Origin of the sequence: Anaerococcus ihuae, assembly GCF_928368155.1 — a bacterium.
Taxonomy (GTDB): domain Bacteria; phylum Bacillota; class Clostridia; order Tissierellales; family Peptoniphilaceae; genus Anaerococcus; species Anaerococcus ihuae.
Map to the genome: position 1 here is coordinate 1,077,199 of NZ_CAKMRU010000001.1, position 22,237 is coordinate 1,099,435.

Sequence of the window (22,237 nt, forward strand, 5' to 3'; positions counted from 1 at the left end):
AATCTGGTATTTTTTTAATCTTTAAAAATTATTTTTGTGATTTCAAATAATTAAAGAAATATTTATATTACAAGTTTTGTAAAAAAAAATTATTTATGAAAATTAAAACTTTAGCTCAAATATAAAGCAAAATATTACCCATCTCGAGCTGATAAATGTGCCTTGATTTGGCACATTTATCCCTAAAACCAGTGTGAAAACACGGAAAAGTTTGCAATGCAAACGAGTTTTAGTAATCGAGAGATCCCTTGATTAACTTTATCCATAAATTAACCAAATCCATGAGATCTCTCCACTCCTTTCAGTCGGTCGAGATGGTTTTTAGTAATGCTTTTATTCGCTAAAGATTAGGTTTTTTTTGATTCTTTCTAAATTCTTATAATTAAATTTTCAACTCATTTTTATTCTTCAGTTTTTAATTTCATAAAAAATTTACCCATCTCGAGCCTAGTCGAGAGATCTCTTTTATTAACTATATCCATAAATTTACCAAATCATTGAGATCTATCCAATTCTTACATAGTTCGAGATGGGATACTTTATTCTAGATTCTAGAAATAAATTTAATTTTATCTCTAAAAATTTCTAAAATAAAAAAGCTTACTAATCAAAGTAAGCTAATTTCTATATTCCCATTATTATTTTTGCAACTTCAAAATAACAAATAAGTCCTATTGAATCTACTATGGTCGTAATTAGTGGACTTGCCATTATTGCTGGGTCAAAGCCTAATTTTTTGGCTCCCATTGGAAGTAGGGCACCTACAACTTTTGCTATAATTATTATTGCAAAAATTGTTATTCCTACAATCCCTGCAACTTCCATTGCCACATGATCAAATAATAAACATTTCAAAAATGCCAAAATTGACATTACTAGTCCAACTATTACTCCAACTTCAAATTCCTTAAAAACTACTTTATACCAATCTTCAAGTTCAACATCGCCTGTCGCCATTCCGCGTATTACTAGGGTTGATGATTGACTTCCTGCGTTTCCGCCTGAGTCGGTTAGCATTGGTATAAACATATTTAGGGCAATTATTGATTCTATTACCCTTTGACTTGATTTTAAAATTGTTGATGTAAATGATGCCGATACCATCAAAAACATTAGCCATGGCAATCTATTTTTTGCAAGTTTTAAGGCTGATGTGCTTGAGTACTCTTCTTCGTCCGGTGTAGTACCAGCCATTCTTTGGAAGTCTTCTGTTGTTTCAAGTTCCATTACGTCCATGATGTCATCAACTGTAATTATTCCAATCAATCTTCTTTCACTATCAACAACTGGAAGAGCAGTAAAACCGTATCTTCTAAAAGTTTTTGCTACGTCTTCTTGGTCTTCATAGGCTTCCACGCTAATTACATCTTCATACATCAAATCTTTAACTTTTGTATCCAATGAGCTTGTTACAATCAACCTTAGTGAAACATATCCCAATAAAGATTTTGTATTATTTGTTACATAACAAGTATATATTGTTTCTTTTGTAGAACCTACTTTTTTTATCCTATCCAAAACTTCTTGGCAGGTCATTTCTGGATTTACTTCTACAAATTCTGTTGTCATCAAACTACCAGCAGAATCTTCTGGAAATTGTAAAAATTGATTTACTTTTTTTCTCATTTCCGCATCAGAATTTCTCAAAATTCTTTTAACAACAGTTGCCGGCATTTCTTCAAGAGTATCTATAACGTCATCAAAATTTAGGGCTTTAACTATAGCATCAAGTTCAGGATCTGTGATCGATGTCAGAAGTCTGTGCTTTCCATCACGTTTTAATTCCGCAAAAACTTCTGCAGCATCATCTTTTCTAAGTAGCCTATAGACTATAAGACTTTGTTCGCTATCAAGCTCAGACATAAATTCTTCTATATCTACTGGGTTGGTTCTTCTCAAAGAATCCTTTAGAGCTGGAATATCTTTTTTTGCCAAAAGTTCATTTAGCTCTTCAATCCTAAGCTCGCTGTTGTAGCTATTCATAATATCACCCCTTAATTTCTTCTAACAATGTTTCAAGTGCCTTGTTGAATTGGTCATCTTCATCAAGTTTTTCAATGTCCAAAGCCTTGTCTTCATTTTTATTTTCAACTTCTATATCTGGTTTTACACCAATTTTGTGAATTTTTGTTTTATTTGGTGTAAAATATTCGCTAATTGTAATTTTTACCCCAGATCCATCATCAAGTGGGAAAAGTTTTTGAACAATCCCCTTGCCAAAAGAAGTTTTTCCAACAATTTTTGCCCTATTTCTATCCTTAAAAGCTCCAGCCAAAATTTCAGACGCTGAGGCAGAATTTTCATTAATAAGAACAGTCATAGGAGTCTTGTCCATTTCCTTATCACTTTTTTCAACTATTTTTTCACCTTTTTTGTCAACAGTTGAAACAATTACACCCTCATCCAAAAATGTATCAGCAATTGCAAGACAAACATCAAGATTTCCACCAGGATTGTTTCTAAGATCCATAACAATACCTTCAGCGCCTGCATCTTTAACAGCCTTTAATTCCTTGGCAAATTCTTCCTTAGTAACATCTTCAAATTGTTTAAGCTTAATATATCCAATTTTTTTATCATCTTTTTCTACAATTTTGCTTTCAACAGTATCAACTTTGACATCGGCTCTTTCAACTTCAATATCTTTTTCCTCAGCCTTGCCCTCATCATTTTTTCTTAGAACAGTAATTTTGACCTTTTCGCCAACATTACCCCTGATTTTTGATACAGCCTCTTCCAATTGCTCAGAAGAATAAGACACATCATCAACCTTGGTTATAAAATCTCCAACCTTAATACCAGCTTTTTTTGCAGGAGATTCATCAAAAACAGAAATCGCCTTGATATATCCTTCTTCACTGGCTTGGACAGCCACACCAATACCAGCATATTTCCCATTAACATCTTCCATAAGTTTATCAAATTCATCTTTAGTATAATAAGCAGTATAAGGATCGCCCAAGTTTTCAAACATACCCTTCAAAGATCCGTCATACAATTGTTTATCATCATAATCAAAAAGAAAATTTTCATCAATCAATTCCTTCATAGCTTCCATTTGAGCCATATGCTTTTGATTATCTTTAGAAATTAGAGGATTGTCCTTAGACGAATTTTTACCAAGAGTAAAACCCGTAAAGCCAATACCAATAACCAATAAAAAGGCCAATAAAACCTTACCAATTTTTTTCATAATACCTCCAATTAAAATTTAAAAGCCCAAAAAAAGCTTTTATTAAAATAAAATACCTATCAGTATTCTTATATTTTAACACATCTAAAGCTTTTTTTAAATAAAGGAAATTTTCCAATAAAAAACTGGAAAAATATTTTTCCAGCCTAATTTTTAATACTTAAAAGAAAAATAATTTTCAATAAAATCTTGTTGGATTCCAGGTTTTAATTTTTCTTTCGCATCATTTCCTAAAATTTTTTCTATCAATTTAAAAGACAAATAAATACTTGCACTGGCCCCTCTTGATGTTAAGATATGAGAATCTTGGGCTACAAGCTGGTCTTTTTCATATTTTCCAATATTTTTTAAATCACCTTCTACACTTGGATGAGAAACCACTCTTTTATCAGAAACAATTCCTGCTCTTTCAAGAACAATCGGTCCTGCACAAATTGCAGCAATTATTTTCTCATTTTTATCAAAATTTTTAACTATATCAATAACCCTTTGGTCATCCCTTAATCTTTCAGCACCCTTTGTTCCTCCTGGAATATAAAGGGAATTATAATCATCCAAATTAATATCATCAAGCAATTTATCAGCCTTAACAATAATTTGATGAGAACCATTAACAAAAAAATCATTTTTTATAGAAACAGTGTCAACAAAAATACCAACACGTCTAAGGTAATCAACAATAGTTAAAGCCTCAACCTCCTCAAAACCATCCGCCAAAAAAACTAAAACTTTATCCATAAATTCCTCCTAATAAAAATATACCCTAAATATGATTTTAAATACTTATTTTAAAAATATACAAAAATTTGAGATTTCTCCGCTCGCTAAACTCGGTCGAGATGTTTCTTTAAATAAATACTTTTGTGTATTTTGGCATGAAAAAAACCCCTCCATCCGTATTGCGGATTTTGGGGTTCAGTTCAAAAGTGCTTGTCATTATTTATGAAAAACTCATTAACATCCTAATATAATATTAAAAATGTTTTATATTACTTAAAATTTATTTATTCTTTCTTTTTTTGCTTACTACCAATCCACCAATTGAAGCAGACAAAGTAGCAATTATTCCAGATAATGAACTTACACCTGTTTGAACATTATAAGATGTTGATGATGGTTTTACATATTTTACTTTATATATATCATCATTTGTTTTATTTTCTTTTACTATTTTTTTATCAGTTTCATTATTATTAGATGGTTTTTCTTGTTTTCTAGGTTTTTGTAATTCTGTCCAAGGTGTTACTATTTTTTCATAAACGTAAGTTATTTCTTGTTTTACACCTGGTTTAAAGTTACCTGTTGTACTTTCACCTTTTTCGTTGTAGCTTGGATCTTCTACTGGATTTTCTGTTCTTACAAATTTGAAGCCATCTTTTTCAGCTTTGCCTGTTGTGTAAGACATGTCTTTTGTTCCATCACTTACTTTGCCATCTACTACTTCTCTTTTGATTACTTTTCCATTTTCATCTTTTGTGATGTAGATATGGTGTTCTTGGAAGGATCCCTTTTCTTCAACTGGTTTAGATGGTTCCAAAGGTGTCCATGGTGTCTCTATTTTTTCATAAACATAAGTTATTTCTTGTTTTACTCCTGGTTTGAATTTTCCTGTTGTACTTTCACCTTGTTCGTTGTAACTTGGGTTTTCTATTGGATTTTCTGTTCTTACAAACTCAAAGCCGTCTTTTTCTTTCTTACCAGTTTCGTAAGTCATGTCTTTTGTTCCACCACTTACATCACCGTTTTCTACTTCACGTTTGATTTCTTTGCCATTTTTATCTTTTGTAATATAGATATGGTGTTCTTGGAATTTTCCTGTTTCTTCGATTGGTGTCCAATCATTTTGTGTTTTTACATATACATAAGTCTTTTCTAAAGTTTTTCCTGGTACATAGTTTTCTGATTCTAGAGTAGTTTCTGAATTGTATTTGTAACCATCTTTAGGTTGTTGAGCTGTGCTAATTTTTTCATTGCTATAACCTTCTTTTGCTGGTTCACCTTCTTTAGGATTGTTTACTGTATAATCTGTTGAAATTTCTTTTCCATCTTTATCTACTGTCTTGTAGATATGGTGTTCAATGAATCTTCCTGGTTGTTTTACATATTCATATGTTACAGCTAGTTCTTTATCTTCAACGTAGTTTCCTGATTGAACTTCTTTTCCATCTTTGCTGATTGTTACTTCGTCTGAACCTTTATCTGCTGTTACTTTTGTGAATACATAACCGTCTTTATCAACTTTTGATGATGTGTAGGATTCTTTTTTTGTTCCCTCTGTTGATTTTCCTGGTTTTGTTATTGTCTTGTCTTCAATTACATTTCCTTCAAAGTCTAATGTTTTATATACGTGAGTTTCTTTGAAGGAACCTTTCTTTTCTGTTTTTTGATAAATGTAAGTTACTTCTAACTTCTCGCCATTTACATAGTTTCCAGTTGTTTCTGCACCTTTTGAATCGAATTTTACTCCTAGTTTTGCAGATTGATCATTTGTTGCCTTTACTTCAGTTAGAGTGTAACCATCTCTATCGATTTTAGATGTTTTGTAGGAATCTTCATCAATACCTTTTGTTTCATCTTTATTAACAGTATCATCTGTAGATATTACATTTCCCTTTTCATCTACTGTTTGGTAAATATGGTGTTCTTGGAATTTTCCGCTTGTTATATCTCTTTCATAGATATAAGTAACTTCTTTAGTTTTGCCAGGTTCGTAGTTTCCACGAGCAATAGTTCCATCTTCATTATATACTGGGTTTTCTACTAATTTATCTGTATCAACTTTTATAAATTTGAAATCATCAATTACATTTTTGCTTGTAAAGTATTTGTCGTAATCGTGACCTTCAGTTTTGTTTGAATGAAGAGTAAATGTCTTATCTTCTTGAAGTACGCCATCTACTTTTGTGTAGTAAACGTGATGTTCTTTGAAGTAACCAATTTTATCGCCTTGTGCTTCAGTATCTCCTTCTGTCGTTACAATATTGTTATCCATTATATGGAATCTAGTTCCATCACCATAAAGAGTTGCTCTTGAGTATACGTTGTTTCCAGTCTTGCTTGGTGCAGCAGTGGATGTAACTGTAACAATATATGGACTGTCAATATTATCATGACGTAGTTTGTCATCTCCATTTTCAGCAAATGTGATTTCAATACCGCCATCTCTAAAAACTGTTTTTACCACGGTTTCTTCATCTGTTTGTACTGGATTTTCTATAATCGCAGATGGAACATCAGTGCCTGCAGGTAGTTTTTGAATTGTTACTTTTGTGTTTTCTTCCGTATAGTTCACATCAGAAGGAGATCCATCAGGTGTTATTCCGTCGATAAACATAGCAACTTTACCAGTAGCCCAGTTTCTATTAGATGTGGTGATAGTTTTTGAATCAGGGTTTATATAAAATACTTGAGTATATTCACCGGTTTTAGGATCAAATTCAGTAAATTGACTCATACCATTAAGCTTATCGCCAGTGTAAAATGGTTTGCCATATTGAACATTAATATTGTGTTCATCTACTGTATCTCCTAATGCAATAGAGATTTTTTCATCTGTTTTGTTATTAGGAACTTTTGTCTTATCAATATAAGCAAAACCCTTAACAGATACAACTACATTTCTTTCATCATTAATATTTTCGTTGAAAGTGTATTTAATAGTGCTTCTGTCAACTCTCACACCATCGGCAACAACTTTTCCGTCGATATCGATAGGATATTCATTTTCGTGATCCGGTTCAATTCCCTTTAAAGATAGGTTATCTGAAAGGTCAATTGTAAAGTAATCTCCTGCCTTTGTTCCCTTTGGAGATGTGAAAGATACTTCCCAACCAATTGCTTCACCAGCGTCTGGTTTTACAGTTCCCTTTGTTTCGTGTCCTTCTTCTGTTAAGGCAACATATTTGCTTTGAACATCATTAGATACATCTTTTGCTTCTCTAGTTTCCTCTGCTGATACAGCTTCTGGTTTAGAATCTTCAGCCATTTCAAGTTCTGAAGCATTTTCTTCTTTTTTATCTTCTTCACTTGCTTCTTGTGGAGTTAATTCTTCACTTGATTTTTCTTCTACTGGAGCTTCTTGTGTTTGTTTTTCTTCTGTTGTTTTTTCTTCTACTGATTCTTCAACAGGTGTTTCTATATTTTCTATTTTTTCTTCTTCAGCTACATTTTCATTATTTGTTATAGCTTCTTCTTTAGTTTCTGCTTCTTCTGCTACTACTTGACTATTACTATCAAGTTCAGCAGCTTCAACGGAAGATGGAGATACTAAAAGTGCGTATCCAAGCATACAAGAAACTAATCCCATTGATAATTTTCTTGTTGCGTATTTTGGTTTCTTTTTAGAACCATTTAACTTTTTTTCTTCAATGATTTTTTTAAAAATGTCATTTTTTTCCTCCTGGATTTAATTCACATATAAAACTACTTATAGAACATATGCTTATAAAATCTTGTAAAGATTGATATATTTAAATCAAATACTATCAATTCCTAAAGTTATTTTATTTGTTTTTGATTATAAATCAATAGAAATTTGAGAAATATTTATCGTTTTATTTATATTTTTATTTATTTTGCCTAATAAAATGAATAATTCTAAATTATTATTGATTTTATTTCAAATTTAAATTAAATTTTATTTACAAATATAAAAATCTTCCATAATATATAAAAAAACAGGCCCTCATTTGAGAGCCTGTTTAAATTTAAGAAAAATCAAATAAATATTTAAGATCAGGAATCAATCAAGGTTCCCCTCAGTCAATCAATTTTTCAAAAATTATTTTCTTTTCTTTTTCTTAGAAGCAAATAATCCACCTATAGCTGCTGTTAAAGTTGCTAAAGTACCTGCAAGTGATTCTACACCTGTTTGAACATTGTCAGATTTTCCACTAGCATTTCTACCTACATTAACTTTTTTAGATTTTCTATCAGCTTCTGTTGTCTCTTGAACAACAAGTTTTGATCCTTCGATCGTATTTATTGATCCATCTGGATAAGTTAAAGTTGCAGTTCCATTATCAGCTACAACTACCTTAGTAGCTTTTGGAAAGGTGATCTCAGCCTGTTGACAAACTAAAATTTGACAATTTCGAGCAGATAAACAACCGTTGATTTCGCTTGTTTATCCCGATTTATCGTACGTAGTGAGTGGAGAAATCTCACGAGATCTCCGTGCGTTCGTTTCACTCACACTAAAACATATTTTCTTTGCAAATGTCTCCGTGCTTTCGCACTTAATTTTAGGGATAAATGTGTAAAATCAATGCACATTTATCTGCTCGAGATGGGTGTTGGTTTTATTTGATTTATTACTGAAGGTCTGATTTTTCTGATATTTGAGTTTGATTAATTTTTTTCTAATCATTTTAATAACACAAACGTTAGCCATTAAATGAATATCCATCTTACCCATCTCGACTAAACGTAACGAAGTGAAGTGCATGGAGAGATCTCTTTTTTTATTTTCGCCAAAGGTTAGGTTTTATTTTTAGATAAATTTAATACAGAGATCTCTCGGCTGGTCTCGAGATGGGTTTTGCTTTGTTTACTTTAATTGTAGGGTAAGTTTTTATTTTTTTGGCTCTATTTTAATTAAGTTCACACTTTATCTACAATCTGTGCCCTTTTTATGGTCTTTTTTTCTATATATTTTATACTAATAGGTTTATATATTATAGTAATAAGTTTTATAAGATTTTTTTAAGAAATTGCCCTGTATAAGATTTTTTGCATTTTGCTATTTCTTCTGGACTTCCTGTTACTAGAAGTTCTCCTCCGCCATCTCCTCCTTCGGGTCCTAGGTCTATTATGTGGTCGGCGACTTTTATTACGTCAAGGTTGTGTTCTATTACTACTACTGTATTATTTTGGTCGACTAATCTGTTTAAAACTTCTATTAATTTATGAACATCTGCCATATGAAGACCTGTTGTTGGTTCGTCTAAAATATATAGAGTTTGGCCCGTGGATCTTTTTGCAAGCTCGCTTGCAAGTTTTACTCTTTGGGCTTCTCCTCCGGAAAGTTCTGTTGATGGTTGGCCGATTTTTATATAGCCAAGTCCTACATCATAAAGTGTTTGCAATTTTCTTACTATTGATGGGTGGTTTTCGAAAAATTTTAAGGCTTCTTCTACTGTCATATCCAATACTTCAGATATATTTTTTCCCTTGTATTTTACTTCTAGGGTTTCCCTATTATATCTTTGGCCGTGACAAACTTCGCACGGAACGTAGACATCTGGCAAAAACATCATGTCAACTTTTATGGTCCCATCGCCCTTACATGCCTCACACCTTCCACCTTTTACATTAAAGGAAAATCTTCCCTTATCAAAGCCTTTCATTTTTGCCTCTGTTGTAATTGCAAAAACATCTCTGATATTGTCAAATAATTTGGTGTAGGTTGCAGGATTTGACCTTGGTGTCCTTCCTATTGGGGATTGGTCAATGGAAATTATTTTGTCAATTTGTTCAACGCCTTCGATTGAATCGTGTTTTCCTGGGTGGGTTTTGGATTTATTTAATTTTTTTGTGATTGACTTATATAAAATTTCATTTACTAGGGAAGATTTCCCTGATCCTGATACTCCTGTTACTGCTGTAAAGGTTGATAGAGGAAATTTTACATCAATTCCTTTTAAATTATTTTGTCTGGCGTTTTTTACTTCTATATATTTGTCCCATTTTCTTCTTTCTTTTGGTACTGGGATTTTTTCTTTTCCTGAAAGATAGGCGCCTGTAATTGATTTTTTGCATTTTTTTATATCGGAAAGAGATCCTTTTGCTACAATTTCTCCTCCATGAACTCCTGCTTTTGGTCCAATATCTACAAGAAAATCTGCAGCTTTCATGGTATCTTCGTCGTGTTCTACTATTATTAGTGTATTTCCTATATCGGTTAAATTTCTTAATGATTTTATTAATTTATTATTGTCTCTTTGGTGAAGTCCGATTGATGGTTCGTCCAAAACATAGCAAACTCCAACAAGGCCTGAGCCGATTTGGGTTGCAAGTCTTATTCTTTGGCTTTCTCCTCCGGAAAGGGTTGATGCTGCTCTTGAAAGTGAAAGATAGCCAAGTCCTACGTCTTGTAAAAATTTGATTCTTGCCTTTATTTCTTTTATTATTAGTTCGGCAATTTTTTCTTTCATTGGGGAAAGTTTCAAATTATCAAAAAATTCTATGCCTTTGTCGACTGACATATCTGCAATTTCTGAAATTGATTTGCCGTCAACTTTTATAGCTAAAATTTCATCTTTTAATCTTTGTCCGTGACAAGTTTTACATTCTTCCTCGCTCATAAATCCTCTCATTCTTTTCTTTTGAGCGTCTGAATTTGTTCTTTCGTACCTGTCGGATAGGTTTTTGATTGCTCCTTCAAAATGTCCTGTATAATTTTTTCTTCCTGAAAAATGACTGTCAAAAGTAAAGGAAACTTCTTTTTTTGTTCCGTACAAAATTTCATCAATCATTTTTTTGGGAGCATTTTTGATTGGCTCATCAATGGAAAATTTGTGATTTTTGGCTATGGCCTTAATCATTTCGTTATAATAAGTTCCTTTTCCGCTTGTGGCGTATGGGTCGATGGCCCCCTCATTTATGGAAAGATTTTTGTCGGGAATTACAAGTTCAGGGTCAATTTGCAAATGAAATCCAAGTCCGTTACATTCAGGACACATGCCTTGGGGAGCGTTGAAGGAGAACATATTAGGTGTAATTTCTGGAAGGGAAATGTGACCTTCTGGGCAGGCAAGTTTTGATGAAAGGATAAAATCTTCTCCGTCCAAAACATTTATTTCTACAAGTCCATCTGTAAGTTCAAGGGCAGTTTCTAAGGAATCGGAAAGTCTTGAATTTATTCCTTCTTTTATTACAATCCTATCTACAATTATTGAAATATCGTGTTTTTTTGTTTTTGAAAGTTCAATTTCTTCTTCTAGATCATACCTTTCGCCGTCAATCATCACCCTAACATATCCCATTTTTTGGATATTTTGAAGTTTCTTTTTGTGTTGACCTTTTTGGGCCCTTACTACTGGTGCAAGGATTTGGATTCTTGTTTTTTCTTCAAGTTTTAAAATCCTATCAACCATTTGGTCAATTGATTGTGCCTCAATTTTTTTGCCACAAACTGGGCAATAAGCATCTCCAATTCTTGCAAACAAAAGTCTATAATAATCGTAAATTTCTGTTACGGTTGCAACTGTTGATCTGGGATTTCTGTTGGTTGTTTTTTGGTCGATTGAAATTGATGGGGAAAGTCCTTCGATTGAATCGACATCTGCCTTGTCCAAATTTCCCAAAAATTGTCTGGCATAGGACGATAAACTTTCTACATATCTTCTTTGACCTTCGGCATAAATTGTGTCAAAAGCCAAGGTGGACTTTCCCGATCCGGAAAGTCCAGTAAATACAATCATTTTATCTCGAGGGAGGGTAAGATCAATATTTTTTAAATTATTGGTCCTCGCCCCCTTTATTACTATTTTATTTTCACTCATTTATACCTCCGCAAATTTTCTTTCGTAGTTTATAGTATGTTAATTTAGAGTTATATTGGAATTTTAAAAACAAAGTAAATTAAAAGATAAACTTAATCACGAGATCTCTCCACTCGCTTTGCTCGGTCGAGATGGTACCTAGCTTGTTCTTTAATAAATCTTACTTTATTTCTAATTTTTTTATTATAAAATTAAATATTATTTTAATTCATATTTTTACGTTTAGCTTTTTATTTGCAAACTCATATTTTAGGTAAATTCTAAATATGAAAAATAATTAAATTAGACTCTCACCCATTTCGAGCGAACGTAGTGAGTCGAGAAATCTCATGAGATTTCTCTATACGTTAGTTTAACTCATTCGAATGGGTTAGAGCTTGTTATATCTCTTATAAAAATATTACTTTATTCTACTTTTTTTAATATATTTAACTTTTATACCCCAGCAAAATCTCTCTTCATTTTCGCTATTTGATCACGAATTTCTGCTGCTCTTTCGAAATCTAGCTCTTCTGCAGCCTTATACATCTCTGTTTCTAAATTAATTATAATATTTTCAACTTGTTCGTGTGAGAATTCTTCTTTTACTTCTTCTATTTCATTTGTTGATTTTGTTACTTGGATAATTTCTGCTATATTTTTCTTTATTGTTGTTGGGGTTATACCGTGTTTTTCGTTAAATTCTGTTTGGATTTTTCTTCTTCTTTCGGTTTCATCAATGGCTTTTTTCATTGATCTTGTAATTTTATCTGCATACATTATTACTCGACCTTTTGAATTTCTCGCAGCTCTTCCTATGGTTTGGATAAGGGAGGTTTCACTTCTTAAAAATCCTTCCTTGTCTGCATCCAAAATTGCAATCAAAGAAACTTCTGGTAAATCAAGTCCTTCACGAAGAAGGTTAATTCCAACTAAAACGTCAAATTTCCCAAGCCTTAAATCCCTAATTATTTCACTTCTTTCGATTGTTTTTATGTCTGAGTGAAGATATTTAACCTTGATTCCATTTTCTGATAAGTAATCGGTCAAGTCTTCTGCCATTCTTTTTGTAAGTGTTGTAACAAGAACTCTTTCTTTTTTCTCGATAGTTTCGTGTATATTTTCTATCAAATCATCAATTTGATTCTCCACTGGTTTTACTTCTATTATTGGATCCAAAAGTCCTGTTGGTCTTATGATTTGTTCAATAACTTTTCCACCAGTTTTTTCCATTTCGTATGGGCCTGGGGTTGCTGAAACATAAACTGTTTGATTGATTAATTTTTCAAATTCAGGAAATTTTAGAGGCCTGTTATCAAGGGCTGATGGAAGTCTAAAACCAAAATCTACAAGATTTTGTTTCCTTGACCTGTCTCCTTCATACATTCCACCAACTTGAGGAATTGAAACGTGGGATTCGTCTACAAAAAGGACGAAATCGTCTGGGAAATAATCTATTAATGTATAAGGTCTTGAGCCTGGTTCTCTTTGGGATAAGTGTCTTGAATAATTTTCTATTCCTGAACAAAATCCAATTTCTTCTAGCATTTCTATATCATAATTTGTCCTTTGCTCAAGCCTTTGGGCCTCGACCAATTTATTTTCGTTTTCAAGCTCAGCTAATCTTTCCTTTAATTCTTCTTTTATAGTTGTAATGGCTGCGGCAGCTTTTTCGGCACTTGTTGCATAGTGACTTGCAGGATAAATATAGCCGTGGGATATATGGCTTATGACTTTTCCAGTCAATGAATCAAATTCTGAAATCCTGTCAATTTCATCTCCAAAAAATTCTACCCTAATTGCTTTTTCTTCGTTTCCTGCTGGGAAAATATCCAAAACGTCCCCTCTTTTTCTAAAAGTTCCACGAGAAAAATCAAAATCATTTCTTACAAATTGTCTTTCGATTAATTCTTTCATGACTTCTTCTGGAGAAATTTCTTGGCCCGGCCTTAATGATAAAACCAATTTTCTGTATTCTTCCGGATCTCCCAAGCCATAAATACAAGAAACACTTGCCACAATTATTACATCTCGTCTTTCAAATAAACTCATGGTTGCTGAGTGTCTTAATTTATCAATTTCATCATTGATTGAAGAATCTTTCGCTATATATGTGTCGGTTGCCGCAACGTAAGCTTCTGGTTGGTAATAATCGTAATATGAAACAAAATATTCAACGGCATTGTCCGGGAAAAATTCTTTAAATTCTGTAAATAATTGGTAGGCTAGTGTTTTGTTGTGGGCAAGAACAAGAGTTGGTCTTTGGACATCTTGAATTATATTTGCCATAGTAAAAGTTTTACCAGAACCTGTAACTCCCTGGAGGATTTGGTGATGTTTTCCTTCTTTTATTCCTTCAGCAAGTTCTTTTATTGCCTCTGGTTGGTCTCCTTTTGGAGTGTAGTCTGATTTTAAAATAAATTTATTTTCTTTCATTAAACACTTCCTTATGTAAATCTTGAATTATTTTATTTCTTTTAAAAGTCTAATCTAAGTCTTTTCCAATATACGCTTATAGGATTTAAATTCAACCTATTTGGTCGGGATTAAAAGCTTTAAATCTTGCCACAAATCCCCCTTTCTGCTATAATTTTTTGTGAATATAGATTTGATTTAAACTATATTTTAAAAGAATGAAATTATAGAATAAGAACTAAAGTATGAAAGGTTATATAAATGGAAATTTTTATAAATATGAAAAAAGAAAGAAAAAAGGATTTAATAAGTTTGGTTTTTTTTGCAATTTTATTAGTCCTTATTACATATTTTTATAGGCACAGAGGGAGAAATTTTTTTATAATTATAAGCTATCTTGCAATGTATCTAATTATTGGAGATGATATTTTTATAAAAGCTATAAATGCTTTTTCAAAGAAAAATTTTAGAGATGAATCTTTTCTCATTACTCTAGCAAGTTTTCTTGCATTTTTTATAGGATTTTTTCTTGAAGCTTGTCTAATTATGCTTATTTATGATTTTGGAAGATTATTTCAAAAACTTGCTTATGATAAGGCAAGAGAAAATTTCAAAAATATGTCTAATATAGTTCCAAAAAATGTAAATAAAGTTTTAAAAGATGGGTCAATTGTAAAAATTTCCACAAAAAACATAAAAAAAAGCGACATTCTTCTTGCAAAAGAAGGTGAAAAAATTCCCGTTGAAGGAATTGTAATCTCGGGTGAAGGCCTATTGGATACTTCAATTTTAAATGGAGAGACTCTTCCTATTGAAGTTAAAGAAAAAAGCAAGGTCTTTTCTGCTTCTGTTTTGAAAACTGGGCAAATAAGATATGAAGCCAAAAAAGTTTTTGCAGATTCTTTAGCCTATGAAATTGTTGAAATGATTAAAAAATCTTCAAAAACAAAAGCTCAAAGTGAAAAAATAATAGTAAATTTTTCTAAGATTTTTACTCCAATAATTTTTACACTTGCAATTTTTCTTGCTGTTGTTCCTGCAGTTTTGGGAGCAAATATTGGGAAATTTTTGCAAAAATCAATTTCTTTTATGATTATAGCAAGTCCTACAAGTCTAATTTTGGGAACTTCTCTTCCCTATATTTATGGCTTGATTTTTTCAAACAAAAATAAAATTCTAGTCAAAAATAAAAAAACTTTTGAAAAATTAATTGATAGCCATTATTTTTATACAAATATGACAAAAACTTTGACTGTCGGCGAGTTTGAAGTTAAGGATATAATTTTTTATGGAGATTATAATAAGAATTTGATTTTGGATTATCTTTATAATTTGGAGAAATTATCAAAAAGTCCAATTGGAAAATCTATTGTAAATAAGCTTAAAAGAAGGGATAATCCTTCATATTTTTTGGCAAGTAAGCTTGTAAATGACCTTGATATTTGGGCAAAAACTTATGATAATGAAGAAATAAAAATTGGTAGAAAAGAATTTGTAAATATCGATGATAATTCTTTTGACAAGGCAATTTATATGAGCTTGAATAACAATTTGGTTTGTAAAATTGTTTTGGAAGATTTTTTAAAAGATGATGTAAAAGAAAGTATAGATTATTTGAAAAATGAATTTTCTGATATAGGAATTCTTTCTTCAAACGATGAAATAGAAGTTGAAAATCTTGCAAAAGATCTTGAAATTTCTTATGCATATGAACTTAGCCAAAATGACAAATTAGATATTATTTTGAACGAGAAAAAAAATGGAAAAAATATAGTATTTGTTGGTGATGATCCTTTCGATAAGGATATTTTGAAAGCCTCAAATGTTGGAATTAGTTTGGCAAAAAAAGATTGTGATTTTTGTTTAAAAAATTCTGATGTCATAATATTTGACAAGGCCTTTGGAAAGACAAAAGATTTGGTAAAAATTGCAAAAATTATTGATAAAAAAGCGAAAAAAAGTCTCGCCTTAATTATTCTAACAAAAATTCTTCTTATGATTTTGACCCTTATTGGATATGGGCCAATTTGGCTTTCAATTGTTGGCGATGTTGGAATTTTGATTTTTACAATTATTTCATCAGTTAATATTTTAAAGAAAAAAATATAGCAGGAAAGCTTAGAGCTTCCTGCTAATTTTTTATACATTTCTTGTTATAGTGAAATCATCTTGATTTTCTATATTTTTATTTTCTTCTTCTATATCTCCTGTTAAATTTAAATAATTATCTGCAAGTCTTGCTGCTATAAGAGGAGAAATTAAGAAAATATATATTCCTAAAATTCCACCACCCAATATAATAATTCCAATCCCCATTTCAGGACTTTTTGTTCCAACGCTAATTCCAACAATTATTCCAAAAATAAGGATAATTGGTAAAACTATATACAAGAAATATAATAGGATAGTTTTACCAAATAATTTTGCTCCAATTGAAAATACACTTTTAAAAGCATCCATAATTGATTGGTCTTTATTTCTAGGATCTGAAACTATGTGATTTGCATAGGCTGTGAAAATTGAAAGAATTCCACCAAGAATTGTTCCAAGTAAACCAGCTGATAAAATACCTAATGGGTTATCTTTTACAGCTGCAAGTCCAGCTCCTCCTCCAAATGCCACAGTTAATAAAACTGTTATTGCTATAAGCAATAAATTTACAATAATCGCTTTTTTATCTAGTCTTCCAATTTGATTTAAATAATCTCCAATGCTTCCTTTTCTATTATTTATTAAAGCTGAAGCAATAATAAATGATCCTAACCAGGTTATAATAGAACTAAAAATAGAGTAAATTACACTTTCATTTGCCTTATCTCCAAAAGCCATATAAAGACCAAAAGCTAGAACTGCAATTATAATTTCAACTAGGATAACTGATCCATAACTATATTCTCTTTTCATAATTTTCCTTTCTATCTTAATAAATTTTCATCTTACATAAATTTTATACCCAAATATAATTGATTTTCTATAAAAAATAATTATGGCTATAAAGATAATGAGGTGATAAAATGCAATACAAAATTAATGAAAAAGAAAATCAAGTACAAGTTTTTGATGGAGATAAAAAAATTGGTTTTATAAGTTTGATAAACAAGGGCGAATTGATAGATGCTCCCCACACAGAAGTTGACAAAGAATATAGCGGTCAAGGAATAGCAGGAAAGTTAGTAGACAAATTGGTAGACTATGCAAGAGAAAATAATAAAAAAATAATACCAACCTGCCCTTATATAAAAAATAAATTTGAAAAAGATGAAAAATATAAGGACGTTTATTTTAAATAAAATATTTTAATATAAAAAATCTCTCGATTTATTTTCGAGAGATTCACAGCGTAGACAAAGTCTAATTATTAAGAATTATTAGTAAATTAGAATTAAATTAATACTAACCCATCTCGACTAGATGATTGTGCCTTGAGTTGGCACAATCATCCCTAAAACTAGTTCGAAAGAACAGAAAAATTTGCGAAGCAAATGTGTTTTAGTGTGAGTGAAACGAACGCATGGAGACTAACTATCGGATGTCAAGAAAAAAATAAAAAAATCAAACTAATAAAAATAGGTTTATATTTTATGAATATTCATTAAATATGAACCTATTTTTCTATTAAATATGAGATTTAAATATAAAATAACATAAAAATGAGCATAGTAAACAAACCATCAAGCTTGATGGTTTAAAATATTCTAATATTATTTTTAAACTTTACTCACATATACTTCATTTTCTTTCAATAAATAGAATATTACCCTAACCAATTTTCTTGCTACATGAGTAAGAGCCACATAATGATGTTTTCCCTCAGCCTTCTTTTTTAAATAATATTCTTTAAAAACAGGTTCAATTTGACTAATAATAAAAGCAGCCTTAAACAAACTATCACGCAAATAAGAACTACCTCTTTTACTCATAGTACTAAAAGAAGAATGAAAAGTCCCAGATTGACTTATAGAAGGATCCAAACCAACATAAGCCAACAACTTAGAAGAAGAATCAAATCTGTTAATATCCCCAATTTCAGAAATAATAGTAGGACCAAGTTCAATACCAATACCAGGAATACTCATAATAGGACTATTAATATCATCAAGTAAAGGCTTAATCATTACATTAATCTCATCAATTTTCCTATCCAAAAAATACAAATAATCAATAGACTGTTTCAATTGAAAAGAAACAGAATAAGAAAAATACCCAATAGAATTTCTAGCAGCATCCCTAATAATCAAAGCCTTATCCTTAGAATAAGCACCTCTAGATGCATTCTTAATTAAATTAGAAAGCCTAGTAATATTAGCCTTAGAAATTTCATAAGCAGAAGAAAACTCATAAAGGATAGCAAGAACATACTTAGAAAAAACATCATTACAAACATTACAAAGTTCAGGAAAAACAATATCCAAAAAAGAAACAATAGAGTTTTTTAATCTAGACCTATCCCTTTTCAAAATAGACTTATACCTACATAGTGACTTAAGATCATAATTATGATAAAATTCAAAAAGAGTAGGATTAGAATCACAGGTAGTTTTTAAAAGCTTAGCAATGAAGAAAGCATCAACCTTATCAGTTTTAGTATTTCTAAAACTATCAGCTCTTCTAAAAAGACAAGTTTGAAAAGGGTTAAAAAAGTGAATATTAAAATTCAAATCAAGAAGAAATCTAGATAAGTTGAGATGATAATTACCAGTATATTCTAATCCTATTCTAATATTATCCCTATCATAAGAAGAAAGTTTATCAATTAAAAAATCAAAACCCTCTCTAGAATTCTTAATTTCAAAATGTTCCCCCATATCAAAATTATCCCCATCAGAAAGAAAACAGTTATGTTTAAACTTAGAAACATCAATTCCCAAAAAAATCATAAAAACCTCCGAAAAAAATAGTTGTGCATCCACATAAGAAATGTCATGTAACCTTGTACAATAAAGCGTCAAGCGCTATCTAACTAATAAACAAAAAAACATAGCTATGTGGTTGTAGTCTCCATGAAATAGTCAAAGCTATAGAGATATCAAACATTCCACAACACTATGTTTAGTGTATAATATTCTATTGTAAATTTCCATAGAATGACTACAACTATATGATACAAGAGATCCCATGAGATTTCTCCGCTCGTTACACTCGGTCGAAATGGGAAATTTTTTAGTTTGCCAACAGTCTGATCTCTCGATTTAGTTTCGAGAGATTATTTTTTTATTCTTCTATAAAATATTCCTATAATAATTAAATAAATTATCACAAATCCGATAAATCCTTTTGATAAAGAATTTGTCTTAAGGATTTTATCCATAATTTTCATGAAAATTGGTGCTAGAAATACTCCTATATTACAGCCTATAAAAATTAAATTTGTGGCAATTCTTGAGCTGTGTCCTTTTACATATTTGGGAACTTCTGCAAAGATATAGGGCATACACATGGATTGACCAAAGGTCAAAAGCAAAATGCAAAGTAAAAATCCAAGAAGATTTTTGTCAAAATTAACTATCAAAAAATTTGCCAAAATAAAAAATCCAAGTCCAAAAAATATGGTCTTATTTTTTAATTTTCTATTTATTGGCGTAAATAAGAATGCTGAAAGCATACCAATAATTGGAACAAAATTTAGATAAAAACTTATATTTACGTCCATACCACGACTTAAACTTGCCACAAAGGGAAATCTCATTGTCATGGCACTCGCGTTTAATAGAACAAACATTGCAAAAATTATAAAAAGAAAGATATTTGAATCAAAGTTTATTTTTGTCCTTTCTTTACTTATTTTCACTTCATCTACACTAGTTTTGAAAAAAATCAAAATCAAAAAAGCCGAAGTGTAAAGTAAAAATGTATAAAAATAATCAACTTTTACAAGAATTCCTGCAAGTGTAAATAAGATAATTTGACCAATAAATTCCGCTGCATTTCTTAGTCCGTGAAGTTTGGTTCTTTCTTTATTATCATGATAAAGCAAATTTATATAATTTGCCGAATGCCCATTAAACAAGCCTAAGCCTGCTCCCAAAAAAAGTCTTGAAACAATTATTGAAGGATATGTTTTTAAAATTACAGGAATTATTCCACTAAGTCCAACCAGAAAAAGTCCCAATAAAACCGTATTTTTTATTCCTATAAAAAGAGCAAGATATTCTGCTAAAAATATAAAAACCATAACCGCAAGGCTTGAAAGGGTAATTATAAATTCAGCTTCATTTCTTGTAAGATTGAAAGCTTCTTGGATATAGACCAAACTTCCAGAAATTATACTATTACTTGTTAAAATCAAAGAAATTGATAAAATTGCAAGCTTCTGTCTTAAAGAATTTTCTTTCATTGGCGCTCCACATATTTTTCAAATAAAACTTGTGAAAATTCGATTAAATCGTGAGAAAACTCATTTCTCAAATATTTTTCATTCAAATCTCCAAGCCTAACCCTATCAAGAGCATCAGCATCTTTGAAAAGTCCTGACAAATATTTTGCCCTTGAAATATTTTTTACAAAAAATTCATCTATGGTTTGATCCATAATTTTGTCAGGTCTTGAATGAACTGCCAAAACTGCTTGGAGAATATTTTTATCATTTTCCTTTATTTTTGCATAATCTATTGAATATAAAGCTGCCCTATAACCATGTTCAGTATCATAAGAATCATCAACTCTTTTTGTATCGTGAAGAGCTGCAGCATATCTTAATATATTTGTATCATCTTCATTTAATTTATAATAAAAAGCCAAAAGCATAGAAAGTAAAATAACTCTTTCAATGTGACCTTGACCGTGAATATGACTTTGGTAAAGAATTTTTGTGTTCAAGTTTTCATAAGTATCTAGTAAAATTTCATAATATGAAGAATTTTTAAAATCTTTGAAAAATTCATAATCTTCTAGCCACTTATCTTCATTTAAAATTTCTAAAATAAGCATAAATTACTCCTTTTTTCTTGCTAATTATTATTATATCAAATTGGGTAAATATTTTATATAAGTAAGTAGGTGATAAAAATGTTTACGAAAAGAGAAGATATAGAAAATAAAATAATAGAATGTATAGAAAAATCAAAAAAATACAAGGGAGTTGGAGAAGTTGCATCATACATACCTGAACTTGAAAATGTCGACAAAGATGCTTTCGCCCTATCTATTGTTACAACAAGTGGAGATGTTTATAATTTTGGAGAAAGTGAAAAAATATTTTCTGTTCAGTCAATTTCTAAAATTTTCACCTTGATTATGGCATTAAAAGATAACACAATCGATGAAGTTTTTTCAAAAGTTGGAACAGAACCAACCAGATACGAATTTAATTCCCTAATTCCAATTGACCAAAGAGCTGCAAATCCATTTATAAATGCAGGAGCAATCACAACAACTTCAATGATTTATGGAAAAAGCAAGGAAGAAAAATTTGAAAGAGTTATAGAATTAATAAATGAAATGAGCCAAGGTGGAAATTTTTCTTTTATGGAAGAAATTTATAAGTCAGAAATTTCAACCACAGACAGAAACAGGGCCATTGCCTATTATTTAAAAAGCAAAAATATTTTTAACCAGAACGCCGACGAAGTTTTGGATTTATATGTAAGAATTTGTGCAATAGGAGCAAACGTAGAAACACTTGCAAGATTTGGGGCAGTTCTTGCCAACGAAGGCTTTGACATATATTCCTCAAATTTAATAATTCCACAAAATATTGTACAAATGACAATCGCCCAAATGGCATCATGCGGCATGTATGAAACCAGTGGAGAATATTTGATGAAAGTAGGAATCCCATCAAAATCCGGAGTAGGCGGAGGAATTTTAGGAGTAGTCCCAAATAAATGTGGAATATGCGTATATTCCCCAAGACTCGATAAGTCAGGAAACTCTGTTGTTGGAAAAAATTTATTAAAAATATTATCAGCAGACTTAGGGCTTAATATATTTCTGTAGAAATATGAAAAAGACTTTTAAATTATATTTTTAAAAATTTTTAATAATATACTAAATTACAATTTGTTTTTAATACTTCGTAATGTTAGGGCGGAGGAAATGGGGGAGTTTCTATTCTCCCCCTTTTTCCTCCCCCTAACGACCCCCACTTTTTTGCCCCCCTGCAACCGACCATTGCATGGAGCTTTTCTTGTAAGAAGCTTCGCTTCTT

General features: G+C 30.8%; 14 protein-coding genes. 3 read left to right on the plus strand and 11 right to left on the minus strand.

Annotated features, from left to right (window positions below; genetic code table 11):
• Window positions 1-624: 624 nt before the first annotated feature.
• From mgtE to uvrB, 7 genes are all read right to left on the minus strand, one after another.
• Window positions 625-1,983, minus strand: a complete 1,359-nt coding sequence (gene mgtE, locus L6653_RS05225) for a magnesium transporter (protein ID WP_236785814.1) — start codon at window positions 1,981-1,983, stop codon at window positions 625-627.
• Window positions 1,984-1,987: 4 nt separating this feature from the next.
• Window positions 1,988-3,193 (minus strand): S41 family peptidase, encoded by a 1,206-nt coding sequence (locus L6653_RS05230; protein WP_236785815.1) that lies wholly within the window; start codon window positions 3,191-3,193, stop codon window positions 1,988-1,990.
• 153 nt (window positions 3,194-3,346) lie between these two features.
• Window positions 3,347-3,931, minus strand: coding sequence for a DJ-1 family glyoxalase III (locus L6653_RS05235; RefSeq protein ID WP_236785816.1), 585 nt, complete (start codon window positions 3,929-3,931; stop codon window positions 3,347-3,349).
• A gap of 262 nt (window positions 3,932-4,193) precedes the next feature.
• A complete protein-coding gene (locus L6653_RS05240) occupies window positions 4,194-7,499 on the minus strand; it encodes an Ig-like domain-containing protein (RefSeq protein ID WP_236785817.1) in 3,306 nt (1,101 codons plus the stop codon).
• 474 nt (window positions 7,500-7,973) lie between these two features.
• A complete protein-coding gene (locus tag L6653_RS08810; RefSeq protein WP_369806168.1) occupies window positions 7,974-8,309 on the minus strand; it encodes a MiiA motif-containing surface protein in 336 nt (111 codons plus the stop codon).
• Window positions 8,310-8,883: 574 nt separating this feature from the next.
• A complete protein-coding gene (gene uvrA / locus L6653_RS05245) occupies window positions 8,884-11,697 on the minus strand; it encodes an excinuclease ABC subunit UvrA (protein ID WP_236785818.1) in 2,814 nt (937 codons plus the stop codon).
• A gap of 435 nt (window positions 11,698-12,132) precedes the next feature.
• Window positions 12,133-14,112 (minus strand): excinuclease ABC subunit UvrB, encoded by a 1,980-nt coding sequence (gene uvrB / locus L6653_RS05250; RefSeq protein ID WP_236785819.1) that lies wholly within the window; start codon window positions 14,110-14,112, stop codon window positions 12,133-12,135.
• A gap of 240 nt (window positions 14,113-14,352) precedes the next feature.
• On the opposite strand from uvrB, the gene L6653_RS05255 reads away from it, so the two are divergent.
• A complete protein-coding gene (locus L6653_RS05255) occupies window positions 14,353-16,200 on the plus strand; it encodes an HAD-IC family P-type ATPase (RefSeq protein WP_236785820.1) in 1,848 nt (615 codons plus the stop codon).
• Between the two features lie 30 nt (window positions 16,201-16,230).
• Here L6653_RS05255 and L6653_RS05260 read toward each other — a convergent pair whose 3' ends face one another.
• A complete protein-coding gene (locus tag L6653_RS05260; RefSeq protein WP_236785821.1) occupies window positions 16,231-16,995 on the minus strand; it encodes a hypothetical protein in 765 nt (254 codons plus the stop codon).
• Between the two features lie 110 nt (window positions 16,996-17,105).
• Between L6653_RS05260 and L6653_RS05265 the strand changes: the two genes are divergently transcribed.
• Complete coding sequence (locus L6653_RS05265) at window positions 17,106-17,381, plus strand: GNAT family N-acetyltransferase (protein WP_236785822.1); 276 nt, start codon at window positions 17,106-17,108, stop codon at window positions 17,379-17,381.
• A gap of 417 nt (window positions 17,382-17,798) precedes the next feature.
• On the opposite strand, the gene L6653_RS05270 is transcribed toward L6653_RS05265, so the two are convergent.
• The 3 genes from L6653_RS05270 to L6653_RS05280 form a co-directional block, all read right to left on the minus strand.
• Entirely contained in the window at window positions 17,799-18,968 is a 1,170-nt protein-coding gene (locus tag L6653_RS05270) for an IS110 family RNA-guided transposase (protein ID WP_236785121.1), read from the minus strand.
• 326 nt (window positions 18,969-19,294) lie between these two features.
• Window positions 19,295-20,425, minus strand: a complete 1,131-nt coding sequence (locus tag L6653_RS05275; RefSeq protein ID WP_236785823.1) for an MFS transporter — start codon at window positions 20,423-20,425, stop codon at window positions 19,295-19,297.
• Window positions 20,422-21,018, minus strand: a complete 597-nt coding sequence (locus L6653_RS05280) for a hypothetical protein (protein ID WP_236785824.1) — start codon at window positions 21,016-21,018, stop codon at window positions 20,422-20,424. The genes L6653_RS05275 and L6653_RS05280 overlap by 4 nt, the downstream gene beginning before the upstream one ends.
• Window positions 21,019-21,096: 78 nt before the next feature.
• On the opposite strand from L6653_RS05280, the gene glsA reads away from it, so the two are divergent.
• A complete protein-coding gene (gene glsA / locus L6653_RS05285; protein ID WP_236785825.1) occupies window positions 21,097-22,026 on the plus strand; it encodes a glutaminase A in 930 nt (309 codons plus the stop codon).
• Window positions 22,027-22,237 lie beyond the last annotated feature (211 nt).

Coding starts and splice junctions, on each gene's coding strand:
- mgtE (WP_236785814.1), bottom strand. CDS start 1,983: ATGAATAGCTACAACAGCGAGCTTAGGATTGAAGAGCTAAATGAACTT.
- L6653_RS05230 (WP_236785815.1), bottom strand. CDS start 3,193: ATGAAAAAAATTGGTAAGGTTTTATTGGCCTTTTTATTGGTTATTGGT.
- L6653_RS05235 (WP_236785816.1), bottom strand. CDS start 3,931: ATGGATAAAGTTTTAGTTTTTTTGGCGGATGGTTTTGAGGAGGTTGAG.
- L6653_RS05240 (WP_236785817.1), bottom strand. CDS start 7,499: ATGGGATTAGTTTCTTGTATGCTTGGATACGCACTTTTAGTATCTCCA.
- uvrA (WP_236785818.1), bottom strand. CDS start 11,697: ATGAGTGAAAATAAAATAGTAATAAAGGGGGCGAGGACCAATAATTTA.
- uvrB (WP_236785819.1), bottom strand. CDS start 14,112: ATGAAAGAAAATAAATTTATTTTAAAATCAGACTACACTCCAAAAGGA.
- L6653_RS05255 (WP_236785820.1), top strand. CDS start 14,353: ATGGAAATTTTTATAAATATGAAAAAAGAAAGAAAAAAGGATTTAATA.
- L6653_RS05260 (WP_236785821.1), bottom strand. CDS start 16,995: ATGAAAAGAGAATATAGTTATGGATCAGTTATCCTAGTTGAAATTATA.
- L6653_RS05265 (WP_236785822.1), top strand. CDS start 17,106: ATGCAATACAAAATTAATGAAAAAGAAAATCAAGTACAAGTTTTTGAT.
- L6653_RS05270 (WP_236785121.1), bottom strand. CDS start 18,968: ATGATTTTTTTGGGAATTGATGTTTCTAAGTTTAAACATAACTGTTTT.
- L6653_RS05275 (WP_236785823.1), bottom strand. CDS start 20,425: ATGAAAGAAAATTCTTTAAGACAGAAGCTTGCAATTTTATCAATTTCT.
- L6653_RS05280 (WP_236785824.1), bottom strand. CDS start 21,018: ATGCTTATTTTAGAAATTTTAAATGAAGATAAGTGGCTAGAAGATTAT.
- glsA (WP_236785825.1), top strand. CDS start 21,097: ATGTTTACGAAAAGAGAAGATATAGAAAATAAAATAATAGAATGTATA.